We start from the raw sequence: 16,667 nt of genomic DNA, 5'->3' as shown, positions 1-16,667 counted from the left end.
GGACACCGGGCGTGAGCCCGGGCGCACGCGATCCATAGAATCGCGGTCATGGCGGCAACAGCATCGAACAGCGGCAAGTCCGACAGCGCGCGGAACCGGAGCGAGAAGGACGTCCCACCGCCGCTCCCGGCCCCGCTGAACGTGCCCGTCGCCGACTCGCACACCCATCTGGACATGCAGGACGGAAGCGTCGAGGAAGCCCTCCACAAAGCGGCCTCCGTCGGCGTGACCACGGTGATCCAGGTGGGGTGCGACGTGGCCGGCTCCCGCTGGGCCGCCGAGACCGCCGCCGCCCACGACAGCGTCTGGGCCACCGTGGCCCTGCACCCCAACGAAGCCCCCCGCATCGTCCACGGCGACCCCGAGGGCTGGTCCCGCCAGGGCGCCCGCGCGCCCGGCGGCGACGCCGCCCTCGACGCGGCACTGGCGGAGATCGACGCACTGGCCGCCCTCCCGCACGTGCGCGGCGTCGGCGAGACCGGCCTCGACTTCTTCCGCACCGGCCCCGAGGGCATGGCCGCCCAGGAACTCTCCTTCCGCCGCCACATCGACATCGCCAAGCGCCACGGCAAGGCCCTGGTCATCCACGACCGCGACGCGCACGCCGACGTCCTGCGGGTGCTGCGGGAGGAGGGCGCGCCCGAGAAGGTCGTCTTCCACTGCTACTCCGGCGACGCCGAGATGGCCAAGACCTGCGCCGACGCCGGCTACCACATGTCCTTCGCCGGCAACGTCACCTTCAAGAACGCCCAGCACCTGCGCGACGCCCTCGCCGTCGCCCCCCTGGACCTGGTGCTCGTCGAGACCGACGCGCCCTTCCTCACGCCCGTGCCCTATCGCGGACGGCCCAACGCGCCGTACCTCATTCCGGTCACATTGCGGGCCATGGCCGGCTACCGCGGCATCGACGAGGACGCCCTCGCCACAGCGATCGCCGCGAATACGGCGCGGGTTTTCGGCTACTGACCCCGCGCCCCCCCGCGACACCCTGTGTTTATCCGACTTTGGAGAGTGACGCTCCCTCCGCTACAGTCCCGGGCCGAAGCTCGACCCAGGGGAGTGTCGCGTGACTCATGCACAGGGCAGCCCCCGCGCCGCACGCCGCGGTGCGGCGGAAGCACCGCCGTATGACCCGTACGAGCCGTACGACCCGTACGAACCCTCCGACCACTACGCCGGCCACGAGACGCAGACCCGGACGCAGGAGCCGTACCCGCCGTACGACCCCTACGGCGGCCCCGCCGAGCCCTACCGGATATACCAACCGCCGCTCGGCCTGTACGACCCCTTCCTGCCCGAGCCCCGCGAAGCCGCCGCCTGCTCCCACCCCGAGCTCCTCGACGAGCTCGGGCCGCCCCAGGAGGCGCCCCACCTGCCCCGCCAGGCCGCCCTGCCGCAGCGGCCGGCCGAGGAGCCCGAACGCGCCGGCACCCGCCGCGCCCCGCGCCGCAAGCGCACCGGCGAACGGCCCGACGCCCTGCGCCGCCTGCTCCCGCAGGCCCTCGTCGTCGTCTTCCTCGCCGGCGGCACCTCCGCCTTCGTCGCCAGCGACAAGACCGTCCGGCTCAACGTCGAGGGCAGCTCCCGCACCCTGCACACCTTCGCCGACGACGTCGACGAACTCCTCGCCGACGAGCACCTGCCCGTCGGCGCCCACGACGCCGTCTCGCCCGGCCACGGCCACGACCTCGCCCCCGGCGACGAGGTCACCGTCCACTACGGGCGGCCCGTCGCCCTCACCCTCGACGGCGAGCACCACCGGGTGTGGACCACCGCCAGGACCGTCGAAGGCGCCCTGCGCCAGCTCGGCGTCCGCGCCGAGGGCGCCTACCTCTCCGCCGACCGCGCGTCCCGCATCTCCCGCGAGGGCGTCGACCTGGACGTACGCACCGAGCGGACCGTCACCTTCATGGCCGACGGCCGCGAACGCACCATCCGCACCAACGCCGCCACCGTCCGCGAGGCCCTCGCCCAGGCCGGCATCACGCTGCGCGGCGAGGACACCACCTCCGTCGACCCCGACAGCTTCCCCCGCGAAGGCCAGACGATCTCCGTCATGCGCATCACCGGCAGCCAGGAGATCCGCGAGGTCCCCATCGACTTCGCCACCGAACGCCGGAACGACCCCACCCTCCACAAGGGCACCGAGGTCGTCGCCCAGCGCGGCGAGAAGGGCGTCGAACGCATCACCTACGCGCTGCGCACCGTCAACGGCGTCAAGCAGAAGCCCCAGCGCGTCACCTCCCGGATCGTCCGGCAGCCCCGCACCCAGATCGTGAAGGTCGGCACCAAGCCCATGCCGTCCTCCGTCCAGGGCGCGGACCACCTGAACTGGCACGGACTCGCCCAGTGCGAGGCGGGCGGCCGGCCCAACGCCGTCGACCCCTCGGGCACCTATGGCGGCCTCTACCAGTTCGACGTCCGCACCTGGCAGGGCCTCGGCGGCAAGGGCCGCCCCCAGGACGCACCCGCCTCCGAGCAGACCTTCCGGGCCAAGAAGCTCTACGTCAGCCGGGGGGCGAGCCCGTGGCCCGTGTGCGGCCGTAAACTTCACGGGTGAGCTCCAGCCCCAGCACAGACGACTCCGGCGCCCTCCTCGGCCCCGCCGACATCCGGGAGCTGGCCGCAGCCCTCGGGGTACGCCCCACCAAGCAGCGCGGCCAGAACTTCGTGATCGACGCCAACACGGTCCGGCGCATCGTCCGGACCGCCGAGGTGCGGCCCGACGACGTCGTCGTCGAGGTCGGACCCGGGCTCGGGTCCCTGACCCTCGCCCTGCTGGAGGCCGCCGAACGGGTCGTCGCGGTCGAGATCGACGACGTGCTGGCCGCGGCCCTCCCGGCGACCGTCGCCGCCCGCCTGCCCGCCCGCGCCGACCACTTCGCACTCGTGCACAGCGACGCCATGCACATCACCGAGCTGCCCGGCCCCCCGCCCACCGCGCTGGTCGCCAACCTCCCGTACAACGTCGCCGTCCCCGTCCTGCTGCACATGCTGGCGCAGTTCCCCAGCATCGAGCGGACCCTGGTGATGGTCCAGTCCGAGGTCGCCGACCGGCTCGCCGCCCCGCCCGGCTCCAAGGTCTACGGCGTCCCCTCCGTCAAGGCCGCCTGGTACGCGGAGGTCAAGCGCGCCGGAGCCATCGGCCGCAACGTCTTCTGGCCCGCGCCCAACGTCGACTCCGGCCTCGTCTCCCTCGTCCGCCGGGCGAAGCCCATCGAGACGACCGCGACCCGGCAGGAGGTCTTCGCCGTCGTCGACGCCGCCTTCGCCCAGCGCCGCAAGACCCTCCGCGCCGCCCTCGCCGGCTGGGCCGGCTCCGCCGCGGCCGCCGAGGCCGCGCTGGTTGCCGCCGGGATCTCCCCGCAGGCGCGCGGCGAGTCCCTGACGGTGGACGAGTTCGTGGCGATCGCGGAAAACAAGCAGTAGCACCCCCCACCGACCCGAGGAGCCAGACCCCCGTGACCGCGTCCGTCACCGTCCGCGTACCCGCCAAGGTCAACGTCCAGCTCGCCGTGGGCGGCGCCCGGCCCGACGGCTTCCACGACCTGGCCAACGTCTTCCTCGCCGTCGGCCTCCACGACCGGGTCACCGTCACCCCCGCCGAAGAGCTCCGCGTCACCTGCGCCGGCCCCGACGCCGACCAGGTGCCGCTGGACGCCACCAACCTCGCGGCCCGCGCGGCCCTGGCCCTGGCCGCCCGCCACGGGCGCGAGGCGAACGTCCACATCCACATCGACAAGGACATCCCCGTCGCCGGCGGCATGGCCGGCGGCAGCGCGGACGGCGCCGGCGCGCTCCTGGCCTGCGACGCCCTGTGGGGCACGGGGGCCTCCCGCGAGGAGCTCCTCGACATCTGCGCCGAACTCGGCAGCGACGTGCCCTTCAGCCTCGTCGGCGGCGCCGCCCTCGGGCGCGGCCGGGGCGAGATCCTCACGCCCCTCGCCGTGGGCGGCACCTTCCACTGGGTCTTCGCCGTCGCCGACGGCGGCCTGTCCACCCCCGCCGTCTACCGCGAGTGCGACCGCCTGCGGGAGGTCGCCGGTACGGGCGCGACGACGGCCGACGTCCCCGACCCGGAGCCGTCGCCGGCCCTCCTCGGCGCCCTCCGCACGGGCGACGCGACCGCGCTGGCGGCGGCGGTCACGAACGACCTCCAGGCGGCGGCGCTCTCCCTGCGCCCCTCCCTGACCGCGACGCTGGACGCCGGCACGGGTGCGGGCGCCCTGGCGGCGATGGTCTCCGGCTCCGGCCCGACGACGGCGTTCCTGGTGACGGACGCGACCGAGGCGGAAAAGGTGGCGGACGCGCTGCGGGATTCGGGTACATGCCGGGCGGTGCGGGTCGCGTCGGGTCCGGTGGCGGGTGCGACGGTCGTAGCTCCGGCCTGAGGAAACCAAGTCCGGCCGGCTTTTGAGAGGGGCCTGGGGCGGAGCCCCGGTTACGGGAAGGGGCGGGTAGGGGAAAGGCCACCGCCTGAGTACCCGTACCCACCCCACCTGAGTACCCACCCCGTGGCGACGCCCGCCCGCCGCAGGCGATCGTGCCCCCATGCCCACGAGAACCGCACGCGACCTCGCCGACGCCACCCCCGCCGGCCGCGACCGGACGATCGACCTGCTGCGCGTCGCCTCGCTCGGCACCGTCGTGCTCGGCCACTGGCTGATGGCGGCCGTCACCGCCGCCCACGGCCGGCCCGAGGTCGGCAACCTCCTCGCCGTCGAGCCGAAGCTCCAACTGCTCACCTGGGCCCTCCAGGTCATGCCGGTCTTCTTCTTCGTCGGCGGCTTCTCGCACGCCCTGTCCTACCGCTCCCTCACCCGCCGCACCGAAGGACCGGCGTACGCGGCGTTCGTGCGCGCCCGGTTGCAGCGCCTCCTGCGCCCGACGATGCTCTTCATCACCGTGTGGGGCGCGGGCGCCCTCACCGTGCAGCTCCTGGGCGCCGATGGCGCCCTGACGGACGTCGCCTCCCGACTCGTCGCCCAACCCCTGTGGTTCATCGGCATCTACCTGGTGATGGTCGCTTTCACGCCACCTCTCCTGAGGCTCCACGAGCGCTACGGCTGGGGTGCGTTCGCCGCACTGGTCGCCGCCGCGGCCACCGTCGACGTACTCCGCTTCGCCGCGGGCGTCCCGTACATCGAATTCCTGAACTTCGCGTTCGTCTGGCTCGCCGTCCACCAGCTCGGTTTCCTCCGGGCCGACGGCCGCCTCCGCCACCCGGCCGCCCTGGCCGCCGCCGGCCTGACCGGCGCGATCACGCTCGTGGCGCTGGGCCCGTATCCGCTGTCGATGGTCGGCATGCCCGGCGAAAAGATCAGCAACATGGCACCCCCCACGGCCGCCCTCCTCTGCCACGGCCTGTGGCTGGTGGGAGCCGTGGAACTCCTGCGCACCCCCATGACCCGCCTGGTGGCCCGCCCCCGCGTATGGCGCACGGTGGTGACGGCGAACGGCATCGCGATGACGGCGTTCCTCTGGCACCTGACGGCGATGCTGGGGGTGTACGGAGCGATGCTGACCCTGGACGTCCAACTACCGGAACCGGCGACGCCGACCTGGTGGGCCCAGGTCCCCCTGCGCATCGCGGCAGCGGCAGCGATCACCGCACTACTGGTGGCAGCGTTCCGCAAGGCGGAACAGCCTCCATCCCCCACCACGTCCTTCCCCACCCGCCCACAGGAGGGGGCCCTGAAAGGCCCCGCGGCCGCGACCGGCGTCACCCTCGCCCTCTTCGGCATCCTGGGCCTGTCCATGGTCGGCTTCGGCGACCTCCTGGAGGGCCGCACCGCCCTCCTCGTGGCCGTCCACGTGACGGCCCCGGCCGCCATCCTGATGGCCGCGGCCGGCTGGCTCCTCGTGGAAGCCGCAGGACGAGCCCCCCGCCGGGGGTAGGGCCGGCTCCTCCAGCCCGTCCGGCGATCGAGGACAGGCATGTGACCTCCCGCACCCCAAGGCCCAACCGCCCTCCGCCCCGCCGCCGACTACCCTGGACAGCCGACACCAGGAAAGCGCCGCAAGGCACAAGCGCAGGAGCGGAATGGCCACGAACCTCGTCAATCTGGAAGCCGTCGAAAAGGTGTACGGCACACGTGCACTGCTCGACGGCGTCTCCCTCGGCGTGAACGAGGGTGACCGGATCGGCGTCGTCGGCCGCAACGGCGACGGCAAGACCACCCTCATCCGCATCCTCGCCAAGCTGGAGACCGCCGACAAGGGCCGCGTCACGCACGCCGGCCACCTGCACCTCGGCGTCCTGACGCAGCACGACTCGCTCGACCCGGCCGCCACCATCCGGCACGAGGTCATCGGCGACCTCGCCGACCACGAGTGGGCCGGCAGCGCCAAGATCCGCGACGTGCTCACCGGGCTCTTCGGCGGCCTGGACCTGCCCGGCTTCCCGCAGGGGCTCGACACCGTCATCGGCCCGCTCTCCGGTGGTGAGCGCCGCCGCATCGCGCTCGCCAAGCTGCTGATCGCCGAGCAGGACCTGATCGTCCTCGACGAGCCCACCAACCACCTCGACGTCGAGGGCATCTCCTGGCTGGCCGCCCACCTGCGCGCCCGCCGCTCGGCCCTCGTCTGCGTCACCCACGACCGCTGGTTCCTCGACCAGGTCTGCACCCGCATGTGGGACGTGCAGCGCGGGGCCGTCCACGAGTACGAGGGCGGCTACAGCGACTACGTCTTCGCCCGCGCCGAGCGGGAGCGGATCGCCGCGACCGAGGAGGTCAAGCGGCAGAACCTGATGCGCAAGGAGCTCGCCTGGCTGCGCCGCGGCGCCCCGGCCCGTACGAGCAAGCCGCGCTTCCGCATCGAGGCCGCCAACGAGCTGATCGCCGACGTGCCGCCGCCGCGCGACACCGCCGAGCTGATGAAGTTCGCCAACTCCCGGCTCGGCAGGACCGTCTTCGAGCTGGAGGACGTGACCGTCCAGGCCGGCGCCAAGTCCCTGATCCGCCACCTGACCTGGCAGCTGGGGCCCGGCGACCGGATCGGCCTCGTCGGCGTCAACGGCGCGGGCAAGACCTCGCTGCTGCGGGCCCTCGCCGAGGCGGCCCGTACGCAGGGCGAGCGGCAGCCGGCCGCCGGCCGCATCGTCGTCGGCAAGACCGTCAAGCTCGCCTACCTCTCCCAGGAGGTCGGCGAACTCGACCCCGCCAAGCGGGTGCTGGAGGCCGTCCAGCAGGTGCGCGACCGCGTCGACCTCGGCAAGGGCCGGGAGATGACCGCCGGGCAGCTGTGCGAGAAGTTCGGCTTCACGAAGGAGAAGCAGTGGACGCCCGTCGGCGACCTCTCCGGTGGTGAGCGCCGCCGCCTGCAGATCCTGCGGCTGCTGATGGACGAGCCCAACGTCCTCTTCCTCGACGAGCCCACCAACGACCTCGACATCGAGACCCTGACCCAGCTGGAGGACCTCCTCGACGGCTGGCCCGGCTCGATGGTCGTCATCAGCCACGACCGGTACTTCGTCGAGCGCACCACCGACAAGGTGTACGCGCTCCTCGGCGACCAGGCCCTGCGGATGCTGCCGCGCGGCCTCGACGAGTACCTCGAACGCCGGCAGCGGGTCATCGAGGCCGCTGCGCCCGCCGTCGCCCCCGCGGTGACCGAGGCGGCCGCCGCCAAGCAGAAGTCGGCCGGTGACGCCCGCGCCGCCAAGAAGGAGCTCCAGAAGATCGAGCGCCGCCTCGACCGCATCAGCGAGCAGGAGACCAAGCTGCACGCCCGGATCGCCGAACAGGCCACCGACTTCGAGGCGGTCGCCAAGCTCGACGCCGAGCTCCGTGAACTCGCCGCCGAGCGCGACGAGCTGGAGCTGCGCTGGCTGGAACTGGCCGACGACGCCTGACGCATGTCCCGGTCTGCAATGGGCGGATAAGGGGCATGTAAGGGGCAACAGTCTCGTCACGGGCCGGTCTCAGGTGGTGGAAACCCCAGGGATCGGCCTCTGTGCCGTCGGCGCCGGGTGATACAAAGAACACCCGCTCGCCTGCCGTCCGACTGGCGGGATGCATGCCCGATTCGCTCCTTCCTGGTGGTTTTCAGCCACTGGGAGCGCGGGGGAGACCGATCGGGTCGTGGACCCGCGTAAAGAGGAAAGCTGATGTCACAGCCGCCCCAGCCGCCCAACCAGCCGCCAGGGGTTCCGCCGGCACAGCCAGGCGGAGGCTTCGGAGCGCCGAACCCCTCGTACGGCTACCCGCCCCAGCAGCAGCCGCCGCAGGCGCAGCCCGGCTTCGGCCCGCCCCAGGCGCCCCAGCCCCCGGCGGGCGCGCCCCAGCCCCCCGCCGGAGCGCCGCAGACCCCGCCCCCGCCGCCGGGAGCGCCCCAGACGCCGCCCCCGCCGGGCGCACCGCCGCAGGCCCCGCCGGCCGCCCCGGGCGGCTACGGCTACCCGGGCCAGGCCGCCCAGCCGGGCGGCTACGGCTACCCCGGACAGCCCGGCCAGGCCCAGCAGGGCTACGGCGCGCCCACCCAGCCGCAGTTCGGCGCCTTCCCGCCGCCCGCCCAGTACCCGGGCGCCCCCGGTGCTCCCGGTGGCCCCGGCAACGGCAACGGCCGCGCCAAGCAGAAGATGGCGGTCATCATCAGCGCCGCGGTGGCGCTCGTGCTGGTCGTCGGCGGTGGCATCTGGTTCGCCACCTCCGGTGACGACGAGGAACCCAACGTCTCCTCCGCCGGCACCAGTCAGGGCACCGGCGGCAAGCAGGGCGGCGAGGGCGGCAAGAGCGGCCCCAAGCCGAAGACGGTCGACGGCAAGCTGCTCTTCGAGGTCGAGCAGGAGAAGGTCGACGACCTGGTCAGCGCCAAGGGCATGTGGGTCGGCGACCAGGCCGTCGCCAAGGCCGATGTCTACAAGGTCGTCGGCTACGGCCTGAGCGGCGGCAAGAAGTGGGAACTCCCGCTCGACGGCGCCATCTGCTGGTCCAACCCGAAGGCCACCGACGACGGCAAGGCCGTGGTCCTCGTCAGCGACGGCAAGCCCAGCTCGGAGAAGAAGTACGGCGGTCCCTGCACCCAGGTCGTCGCCTTCGACGTGAACAGCGGCACCAAGCTGTGGCAGAAGTCGGCCCAGTTCGGTGACAGCGACGTCCGGTTCGACGAGGTCACCATCGGCGGCGGCACCGTCGCCGCCGGCGGCACCGGCGGCGGCGCGGCCTGGTCCCTCGCCGACGGCAAGGAGCTGTGGAAGCCCAAGGAGTCCAGCTCCAACTGCAAGGACGCCGGCTACGGCGGCGGCGGCAAGCTCGTCGCGGTCCGCCGCTGCGGCGACTACGAGCGGCCGCAGGTCACCGTGCAGACGCTCGACCCCAAGTCGGGCGCCGTGAAGTCCGAGTACAAGGTGCCGTCCGGGCTGAACTACCCGCACATCGCCTCCACCGACCCGCTCGTCGTCGCGGTCTCCGCCGGTGACACCACGGGCAACGGGGCCTCCGACTTCCTCGTCGTCGACGACAGCGCCAAGGAGGGCAAGCTCCGCACCAAGATCTCCACGGGCAACGGCAAGTACGAGCCGAAGTGCCCCTCGACCGAGGTCGAGGGCTGCTCCAAGCTGTCGATCACCAAGGACACGCTCTACCTGCCGACCGAGGAGCACCCCGCCGGCGGCGACGGCGGCCGCGTCAACGAGATCGTCGCCTTCGACCTGACCAGCGGCCAGACCAAGGGCAAGACCGACGGCACGGCCGGTACCGACCTGATCCCGCTCGGCGTGGACAAGGACGGCTACCCCATCGCCTACCGGAACGCCACCTTCCGGTGGGGCGGCCAGGTGCTGCGCATCGACCCCAAGACGTACAAGGCCGATGTGCTGCTGAAGAACGCCGACGACACCGCGCGGGCCGAGGGCGAGCTCTCGCCCAACTACCAGCAGGGCGTCTGGGCCCAGGGCCGGCTCTTCCTGGGCACCAACTACATCCGCAAGGTCACCGTCTCCGGTCTGGGCAAGCAGTACACGCTCCAGATCTACGGCGGCAGCTGACGCCCCGCGTTGACGCGGGGACCTGCCGCCCGGCCGGTCCCCGCGTCGCCCCGGTAGCCGTTTACGACCGGTTGCCGCACGATGAAGTCCGTATCCCTGCCACCCACGCCTCCGTGCCTGAACGATCCGTTTCAGTCTCGAAGTACACGTGATTGGCAGGGATTTCGGCATTCCGGGGGACTTCTCACCGGTAAGGGGCGCGCGACGTCGAACAAGCGTGTAGCTTCCGGGGGCAAGAGGGGCCGGGAAAGAGACGTACGCGGGCGACAGGGGGCAAGCGCATGGGCGTGCGGCTCATGGTGGTCGACGACCACCGACTGCTGGCCGAGGCGCTCGCCTCGGCATTGAAGCTGCGCGGACACCGCGTGCTGGCCGCCGCCGCGCCGAGCGCGGGAGCGGCCGACCTGGTGGTGAGCCGCGCACCCGAGGTATGCCTGCTGGGCACCGCGACACCCGCCGAACCGGGCGCCTTCGACCCGATCGTACGGATCAAGCGCGAGCGCCCGCAGGTCGCCGTCGTCGTGCTCGGCCCGGTGCCGAGCCCGCTGGGCATCGCAGCGGCCTTCGCCGCCGGCGCCTCCGGCTACGTACGGCACAACGAACGCATCGAAGGCGTCGAGCGCGCCATGATGAAGGCCCGCGCCGGCGAGGCCGCCGTCGACCCGCAGCTGCTCCAGGGCGCCTTCACCGAGCTCCTCAACCCGGCCGCGCAGCCGGACGACGAGGGGGCCCGGCTGCTCCAGCTGCTGACCCCGCGCGAGGTGGAGGTGCTGGTCCGGGTCGCCGAGGGCGAGGACACCCGGCTGATCGCGGCGGGCATGGGAATAGCGCCCAGCACCGCGCGTACGCACGTACAGCGCGTCCTGATGAAGCTGGGCGTGGGCTCACGGCTGGAGGCGGCGGCCCTCGCGGCCCGCACGGGCCTCCTCGACCGCGCCGCAGGCGCCCAGGCCGCCGCGGCCGCCGCTAGTCCCCGGGGGGCGGCGGCGGGACCGCCGGGCGGAGTCTGAGCCACAGCAGGAAGAAGCCCCCCAGGGCGAGCATGCCCAGGCCCGTCCACAGATTGATGTTGACGCCCTGGGCCTTGCGGAGATCGGCGTCGGAGGCCAGCACGCCGGCGCCGGTGACGATCACGCCGTACAGCGTGAACAGCCCACCGATGATCAGCCGGATGTCGAAGAGCCGGGACGCGGTCGCGGATTCGCGCGCCCCGCCGTCCTCGCGCTCCAGGTCGTCACCCATCGGAACCCTTCCCTCAGTGGATCCTCTCCCGGTGCCCTCGGGGGCTCACAGGGAGAACGGGACATAACAGGCGGCCGCCAGGACGACCGTGCCCCAGCCCAGCAACGCCGGCCTGCGGTACCACGCGTCGTCGCCGAGCGCAGGCGGCTCCGCCGCCCCCGGCGAGCTCGTGCCGTACACCAGGCCCGCCAGCCGCTCCACGGGCCGCGGCCGGGTCAGCGGCGAGACCACCAGCATCACCACGGCGCCGACGGCGAACGCCACGATCGAGGAGACGAAGTTGGCGCCCTGGTCGGACGGGATCGCGATCACACCCTGCTTGTACAGCGCGAAGTAGTTGACCATCGCGGCGACCGTGCCGGACAGCAGCCCCCAGAAGCCCGCCGCGGCCGTCGCCCGCTTCCAGAACATGCCGATGACGAAGACGCAGAACAGCGGCACGTTGAAGAACGAGAACAGCGTCTGGAGGTAGTTCATGATGTTGCCGAACGACGAGGCGATGAACGCCGTCCCCATGCCCGCCACCACCCCGACCACCGTGATCCACCGCCCGGTCGCCACGTAGTACGCGTCCGGGCGGCCCTTGCGCACGTACGCGCCCCAGATGTCGTACGTGAACACGGTGTTGAACGACGACACGTTCGCCGCCATGCCCGCCATGAACGCCGCGAGCAGCCCGGTGACCGCCAGGCCCAGCACGCCGCTCGGCAGCAGGTCGCGCATCAGCACCGGGATCGCGTCGTTGTAGCTCAGCCCGCTGCCCGCCGTGCCCAGCGCCGGCTCCAGCACCAGCGCGATCAGCCCGGGCACCACCACGACCAGCGGAATGAGGATCTTCGGGAACGCGGCGATGAGCGGGGTGCGGCGCGCCGCGCTCAGGTTCCGGGCCGACAGCGCGCGCTGCACCTCGGCGAAGTTGGTCGTCCAGTAGCCGAAGCTCATCACGAAGCCCAGCCCCAGGGTGATGGTCAGCCAGTTGGCGCCCAGCGCGTTGGCCTCGCCGATGCCCGTACCGCCCCAGGGATGGAGGAAGTCGTCACCGCGGCCGGCCGAGAGCGACGCGGAGAGACCGTCCCAGCCGCCGACCCGCTTCAGGCCGACGACCGTCAGCGGTATCAGCGCCGCGAGGATCACGAAGAACTGCAAAACCTCGTTGTAGATCGCCGAGGACAGCCCGCCGAGGGTGATGTACGCCAGGACGAAGAAGCCCGCGACGACCACCGCCAGCCACTGCGGCCAGCCCAGCAGCGCCTGGAGCACGATCGCCATCGCGTAGAGGTTGACGCCCGCGATCAGCACCGACGACACGGCGAAGATGACCGACGACAGCAGGTGCGAGGCCGGCCCGAAGCGGTGCAGCAGGAACTCCGGCACGGAGCGCACCTTCGAGCCGTAGTAGAAGGGCATCATCACCAGCCCCAGGAAGACCATGGCCGGTATCGCGCCGATCCAGTACCAATGGACGGTGTACGCGCCGTACTGGGCGCCGTTGGCGGCCATCCCCAGGATCTCGGTGGCGCCCAGGTTGGCGGCGACGAACGCGAGACCGGTGACCCAGGCGGGCAGCGCGCGGCCGGAGAGGAAGAAGTCCAGGCTGGTGCGGACCGAGCGGCGGGCCGCCCACCCGATGCCGAGGACGACGGCGAAGTAGAGCGCGAGGATCGTGTAGTCGAGACCGTTGACGGGGAGCCGCAGTCCTTCGGCCGCCTGGTGCATGGGTCACCTCTGTGGGGGTTCGCTCGCTCACTGTTGACGGTGCTGTTCGCTCATGATTCCTTGTGTTCGGTTGTGTGTGAAGGTGTGTGCAAGGGGAGAGATCCGGTGTGAAAGGGCTCCGCAGGGAAAGGAGTTGGCGGTGGGCGGCATGCGTGGCGTGAACGGGGTTCCGGAGTGAAGAAGTCCGGAGTGAAGAAGACGGTCACCCGGCTCGCGGACGGCCGCGAGCTCCTCTACTACGACCTCCGCGACGACACCGTGCGCGACGCCGTCGACCGGCGCCCCCTCGACCCCGTCACCACCACCTCCGAAATCCGCCACGACCCCCTGCTCGGCGACAGCGTCGTCATCGCCTCGCACCGCCAGTCCCGTACGCACCACCCGCCCCGCGACGACTGCCCCCTGTGCCCCACCCGCGACGGCCGCCCCACCGAGATCCCCGCCGCCGACTACGACGTCGTCGTCTTCGAGAACCGCTTCCCCTCCCTCGCCGGCGACTCCGGCCGCTGCGAGGTCGTCTGCTTCACCCCCGACCACAACGCCTCCTTCGCCGACCTCACCCCCGACCGCGCCGCCCTCGTCCTCGCCGCCTGGACCGACCGCACGGCCGAGCTCTCCGCCCACCCCGCCGTCGAACAGGTCTTCTGCTTCGAGAACCGCGGCCAGGAGATCGGCGTCACCCTCGGCCACCCCCACGGCCAGATCTACGCCTACCCCTTCGTCACCCCCCGCACCGAACGCGTGCTCGCCTCGGCCGCCGCCCACCGGCGGCGCACCGGCCGCAACCTCTTCGACGACACCGTCGCCGCCGAGCGCGCCGACGGCTCCCGCACCGTCCTCGACGGCGAGCACTGGACGGCCCACGTCCCCTACGCCGCCCACTGGCCCTACGAGGTCCACCTCCACCCCCGGCGCCGCGTCCCCGACCTCCTCGCCCTCGACGACGCGGCCCGCGCGGAGTTCCCGGCGGCCTATCTGGAGCTCCTGCGGCGCTTCGACCGGATCTTCGGCCCCGGAGCGCCCCCCACCCCCTACATCTCCGCCTGGCACCAGGCGCCCACCCGCCACCCCCACAGGAGTGAATTCGCCCTTCACCTGGAGCTCTTCACCATTCGCAGGGCTCCCGGCAAGCTGAAGTTCCTCGCCGGTTCCGAATCCGGCATGAATGTCTTCATCAACGATGTGCCACCCGAGGCCGCGGCCCGGCGACTGCGAGAGGTAGCGAGCGAATGAGCAGCAGCACCAGCGGTACGTACCTGGTCACGGGCGGCGCCGGCTACATCGGGAGCGTCGTCGCCGCGCACCTGCTGGCCGCCGGACACACCGTGACGGTCCTCGACGACCTCTCCACCGGCCACCGCTCCGGCGTGCCCGACGGCGCCCGCTTCATCGAGGGCCGCGTCCAGGACGCCGACCGCTGGCTCGACAGCTCCTACGACGCCGTCCTGCACTTCGCCGCCTTCTCCCAGGTCGGCCAGTCCGTCGCCGACCCCGAGCCGTACTGGCGCAACAACGTCGGCGGCACCGCCGACCTCCTCGCCGCCATGCGCGACGCCGACGTCCGCACCCTGGTCTTCTCCTCCACCGCCGCCACCTACGGCGAACCCGCCACCGTCCCCATCACCGAGGACGCCCCCACCCGCCCCACCAACCCCTACGGCGCCACCAAACTCGCCGTCGACCACATGATCAGCGGCGAGTGCGCGGCCCACGGCCTCGCCGCCGTCTCCCTGCGCTACTTCAACGTCGCGGGCGCCTACGGGCCGCACGGCGAGCGGCACGCCCCGGAGACCCACCTCATCCCCCTCGTCCTCCAGGTCGCCCTGGGCGAGCGCGAGGCGATCTCCGTCTACGGCGACGACTACCCCACCCCCGACGGCACCTGCGTCCGCGACTACATCCACGTCGCCGACCTCGCCGAGGCCCACCTGCGCGCCCTGTCCGCCGCCCGCGACGGCGAACACCTGATCTGCAACCTCGGCAACGGCAACGGCTTCTCCGTCCACGAGGTCGTCGAGACCGCCCGCAAGGTCACCGGCCACCCCGTCCCGCAGATCACCGCCGCACGCAGGGAGGGCGACCCGGCCGTCCTGGTCGCCTCCGCCGACCGGGCCAGGGAGACCCTGGGCTGGCGGCCCCGCCGCCCCGGCCTGGCCGAAATGGTCACGGACGCCTGGGAGTTCGCCCGCCGCCGGGCCCCGGAGTGAACGCCGCCGACGCGGCGGACGCCTTCGCCCGCGCCTTCGGACACCCCCCGGAAGGCGTCTGGGCGGCGCCGGGGCGGGTCAACCTCATCGGGGAGTACACGGACGTCAACGAGGGGTTCGTACTGCCCTTCGCACTGCCGCACCGGACCTGGGTCGCCGCCTCGGCCCGTACCGACGGACGGCTGCGCCTCCACTCCGCCCACGCACCGGGCGTCACCGAGCAGGCCGTGGCCGACCTCGCGCCGCGGACCGTCGACGGCTGGGCCGCCTATCCGGCGGGCGCCGCCTGGGCGCTGCGCGACGCGGGCCACCCGATCGGCGGCGCGGACCTGCACGTGGAGAGCGAACTGCCCATGGGCGCGGGGCTGTCCTCCTCGGCGGCGCTGACGGTGGCCACGACCCTGGCCCTCACCGGCCTCCACGGTCTCGCCCTGCCGGAAGCCGACCTCGCCGGGACGGCCCGGCACGCCGAGAACGCCTTCGTCGGCGTCCCCTGCGGGATCATGGACCAGACCGCATCCGCCTGCTGCGTCGCCGGCCACGCCCTCCACCTCGACACCCGCGACCTCACCCGCCACCACGTCCCCTTCGACCCGGAGGCCGCGGGGCTGCGGCTGCTGGTCGTCGACACCCGGGTGAAGCACTCCCTGGCGGACGGCGCGTACGCGGCGCGACGCGCCGGTTGCGAGGCGGGGGCACGCGCGCTGGGCGTACGCGCGCTGCGCGACATCCCCTGCGACGGGCTGGAGTCGGCCCTCCACCGCCTCACGGATCCGGGCGTACGGGCGCTCGTACGCCACGTCGTCACCGAGAACGCCCGGGTGCGGGAGGCCGTCGGCCACCTGGAGGCGGGGCGGCCGCGGGCCGTCGGACCGGTCCTCACCGCCGGACACGCCTCGCTCCGCGACGACTTCGCCGTCTCGTGCGCCGAGCTGGACCTGGCCGTCGCGGTCGCGAACGAGGCGGGCGCGCTCGGCGCCCGGATGACCGGCGCGGGCTTCGGCGGCTCGGCCGTGGCGCTCGTCGAGGCGGGCGACGCGGCGGCGGTCGCCGGGGCCGTCCGGGGCGCCTTCGCCGCGGCCGGTCACCGCGAACCGCGGGTCTTCGCGGCGTCACCGGCCGACGGCGCGCGCCGGATGGCCTGACGACGCCGGTGCCCGCGGGGACCCGACCAGCGGCTTCCCGGTGACTTCGTCGACTTGTCGGCCGGATGCGGCCCATGGATCAGTCGGGCATGGGCAACATCGCGTCGTTCCATGTCGTTCACTGCCTCAATACTGAACAGAAAGCTCACCATAAACACGCGGGTCAAGCAGTTTTGCCAATCGGCTTCCGATGTCGTACCCCGGCCGTACGCTGAAGCACAGCGCCGGTGGGGGCCGACGCTGATCAGGGGGCGAGACAGGCAGGTACGACGCCCGGGGCGGGGCGGTCGATCAGCGATCACGGCGGCGGCCGTGCGCGCGTGACGGCCCCGGGACCGGGCGCCGTACCCGCACTGCCCGTCCCCCGGG

13 protein-coding genes are annotated in these 16,667 nt (G+C 72.7%); 11 read left to right on the top strand and 2 right to left on the bottom strand.

What is annotated here, in order from left to right:
* Window positions 1-48 precede the first annotated feature (48 nt).
* From ACZ303_RS07845 to ACZ303_RS07810, 8 genes are all read left to right on the top strand, one after another.
* Window positions 49-966, top strand: coding sequence for a TatD family hydrolase (locus ACZ303_RS07845; protein ID WP_467336198.1), 918 nt, complete (start codon window positions 49-51; stop codon window positions 964-966).
* A 100-nt stretch (window positions 967-1,066) separates the two neighbouring features.
* Window positions 1,067-2,560: a ubiquitin-like domain-containing protein gene (locus ACZ303_RS07840; protein ID WP_467336196.1), complete on the top strand. Its 1,494-nt coding sequence runs from the start codon at window positions 1,067-1,069 to the stop codon at window positions 2,558-2,560.
* Window positions 2,557-3,429, top strand: coding sequence for a 16S rRNA (adenine(1518)-N(6)/adenine(1519)-N(6))-dimethyltransferase RsmA (gene rsmA, locus ACZ303_RS07835; RefSeq protein ID WP_467336194.1), 873 nt, complete (start codon window positions 2,557-2,559; stop codon window positions 3,427-3,429). Before ACZ303_RS07840 ends, rsmA begins: the two co-directional genes overlap by 4 nt.
* 32 nt (window positions 3,430-3,461) lie before the next feature.
* Complete coding sequence (locus ACZ303_RS07830; protein ID WP_467336192.1) at window positions 3,462-4,391, top strand: 4-(cytidine 5'-diphospho)-2-C-methyl-D-erythritol kinase; 930 nt, start codon at window positions 3,462-3,464, stop codon at window positions 4,389-4,391.
* Between the two features lie 160 nt (window positions 4,392-4,551).
* Window positions 4,552-5,898: an acyltransferase family protein gene (locus tag ACZ303_RS07825; RefSeq protein WP_467336190.1), complete on the top strand. Its 1,347-nt coding sequence runs from the start codon at window positions 4,552-4,554 to the stop codon at window positions 5,896-5,898.
* Between the two features lie 145 nt (window positions 5,899-6,043).
* On the top strand, window positions 6,044-7,855 hold the full coding sequence (locus ACZ303_RS07820; protein ID WP_467336188.1) for an ABC-F family ATP-binding cassette domain-containing protein: 1,812 nt from the start codon (window positions 6,044-6,046) through the stop codon (window positions 7,853-7,855).
* Between the two features lie 255 nt (window positions 7,856-8,110).
* Window positions 8,111-9,988: a hypothetical protein gene (locus tag ACZ303_RS07815; RefSeq protein ID WP_467336186.1), complete on the top strand. Its 1,878-nt coding sequence runs from the start codon at window positions 8,111-8,113 to the stop codon at window positions 9,986-9,988.
* A 281-nt stretch (window positions 9,989-10,269) separates the two neighbouring features.
* Complete coding sequence (locus ACZ303_RS07810) at window positions 10,270-10,998, top strand: response regulator transcription factor (protein ID WP_467336183.1); 729 nt, start codon at window positions 10,270-10,272, stop codon at window positions 10,996-10,998.
* Here the strand turns inward: ACZ303_RS07810 and ACZ303_RS07805 are convergent.
* Both ACZ303_RS07805 and ACZ303_RS07800 read right to left on the bottom strand, forming a co-directional pair.
* On the bottom strand, window positions 10,955-11,230 hold the full coding sequence (locus ACZ303_RS07805; RefSeq protein ID WP_467336181.1) for a hypothetical protein: 276 nt from the start codon (window positions 11,228-11,230) through the stop codon (window positions 10,955-10,957). The two genes, ACZ303_RS07810 and ACZ303_RS07805, sit on opposite strands and share 44 nt — an antisense overlap.
* 45 nt (window positions 11,231-11,275) lie before the next feature.
* Window positions 11,276-12,946 carry a sodium:solute symporter family protein gene (locus ACZ303_RS07800; RefSeq protein WP_467336179.1) on the bottom strand — a complete coding sequence of 557 codons (1,671 nt, stop codon included), beginning with the start codon at window positions 12,944-12,946 and terminating at the stop codon, window positions 11,276-11,278.
* 189 nt (window positions 12,947-13,135) lie between these two features.
* Between ACZ303_RS07800 and galT the strand changes: the two genes are divergently transcribed.
* From galT to galK, 3 genes are read left to right on the top strand one after another with little or no spacing between them, the layout of a single operon-like run.
* Entirely contained in the window at window positions 13,136-14,179 is a 1,044-nt protein-coding gene (gene galT, locus ACZ303_RS07795; protein WP_467336177.1) for a galactose-1-phosphate uridylyltransferase, read from the top strand.
* Window positions 14,176-15,153 (top strand): UDP-glucose 4-epimerase GalE, encoded by a 978-nt coding sequence (gene galE, locus ACZ303_RS07790; RefSeq protein ID WP_467336175.1) that lies wholly within the window; start codon window positions 14,176-14,178, stop codon window positions 15,151-15,153. The genes galT and galE overlap by 4 nt, the downstream gene beginning before the upstream one ends.
* The gene (gene galK / locus ACZ303_RS07785) at window positions 15,150-16,298 is read left to right on the top strand and encodes a galactokinase (protein ID WP_467336173.1); all 1,149 of its coding nucleotides are present in this window, start codon (window positions 15,150-15,152) and stop codon (window positions 16,296-16,298) included. The genes galE and galK overlap by 4 nt, the downstream gene beginning before the upstream one ends.
* Window positions 16,299-16,667 lie beyond the last annotated feature (369 nt).

The organism is Streptomyces sp. NPDC023527 (assembly GCF_055560115.1).
Note: the sequence above shows the minus strand (reverse complement) of the source record. Positions and strands in the feature narration are given on the sequence as shown.

Coding starts and splice junctions, on each gene's coding strand:
- ACZ303_RS07820 (WP_467336188.1), top strand. CDS start 6,044: ATGGCCACGAACCTCGTCAATCTGGAAGCCGTCGAAAAGGTGTACGGC.
- ACZ303_RS07800 (WP_467336179.1), bottom strand. CDS start 12,946: ATGCACCAGGCGGCCGAAGGACTGCGGCTCCCCGTCAACGGTCTCGAC.
- galE (WP_467336175.1), top strand. CDS start 14,176: ATGAGCAGCAGCACCAGCGGTACGTACCTGGTCACGGGCGGCGCCGGC.
- ACZ303_RS07845 (WP_467336198.1), top strand. CDS start 49: ATGGCGGCAACAGCATCGAACAGCGGCAAGTCCGACAGCGCGCGGAAC.
- ACZ303_RS07825 (WP_467336190.1), top strand. CDS start 4,552: ATGCCCACGAGAACCGCACGCGACCTCGCCGACGCCACCCCCGCCGGC.
- ACZ303_RS07815 (WP_467336186.1), top strand. CDS start 8,111: ATGTCACAGCCGCCCCAGCCGCCCAACCAGCCGCCAGGGGTTCCGCCG.
- ACZ303_RS07805 (WP_467336181.1), bottom strand. CDS start 11,230: ATGGGTGACGACCTGGAGCGCGAGGACGGCGGGGCGCGCGAATCCGCG.
- ACZ303_RS07810 (WP_467336183.1), top strand. CDS start 10,270: ATGGGCGTGCGGCTCATGGTGGTCGACGACCACCGACTGCTGGCCGAG.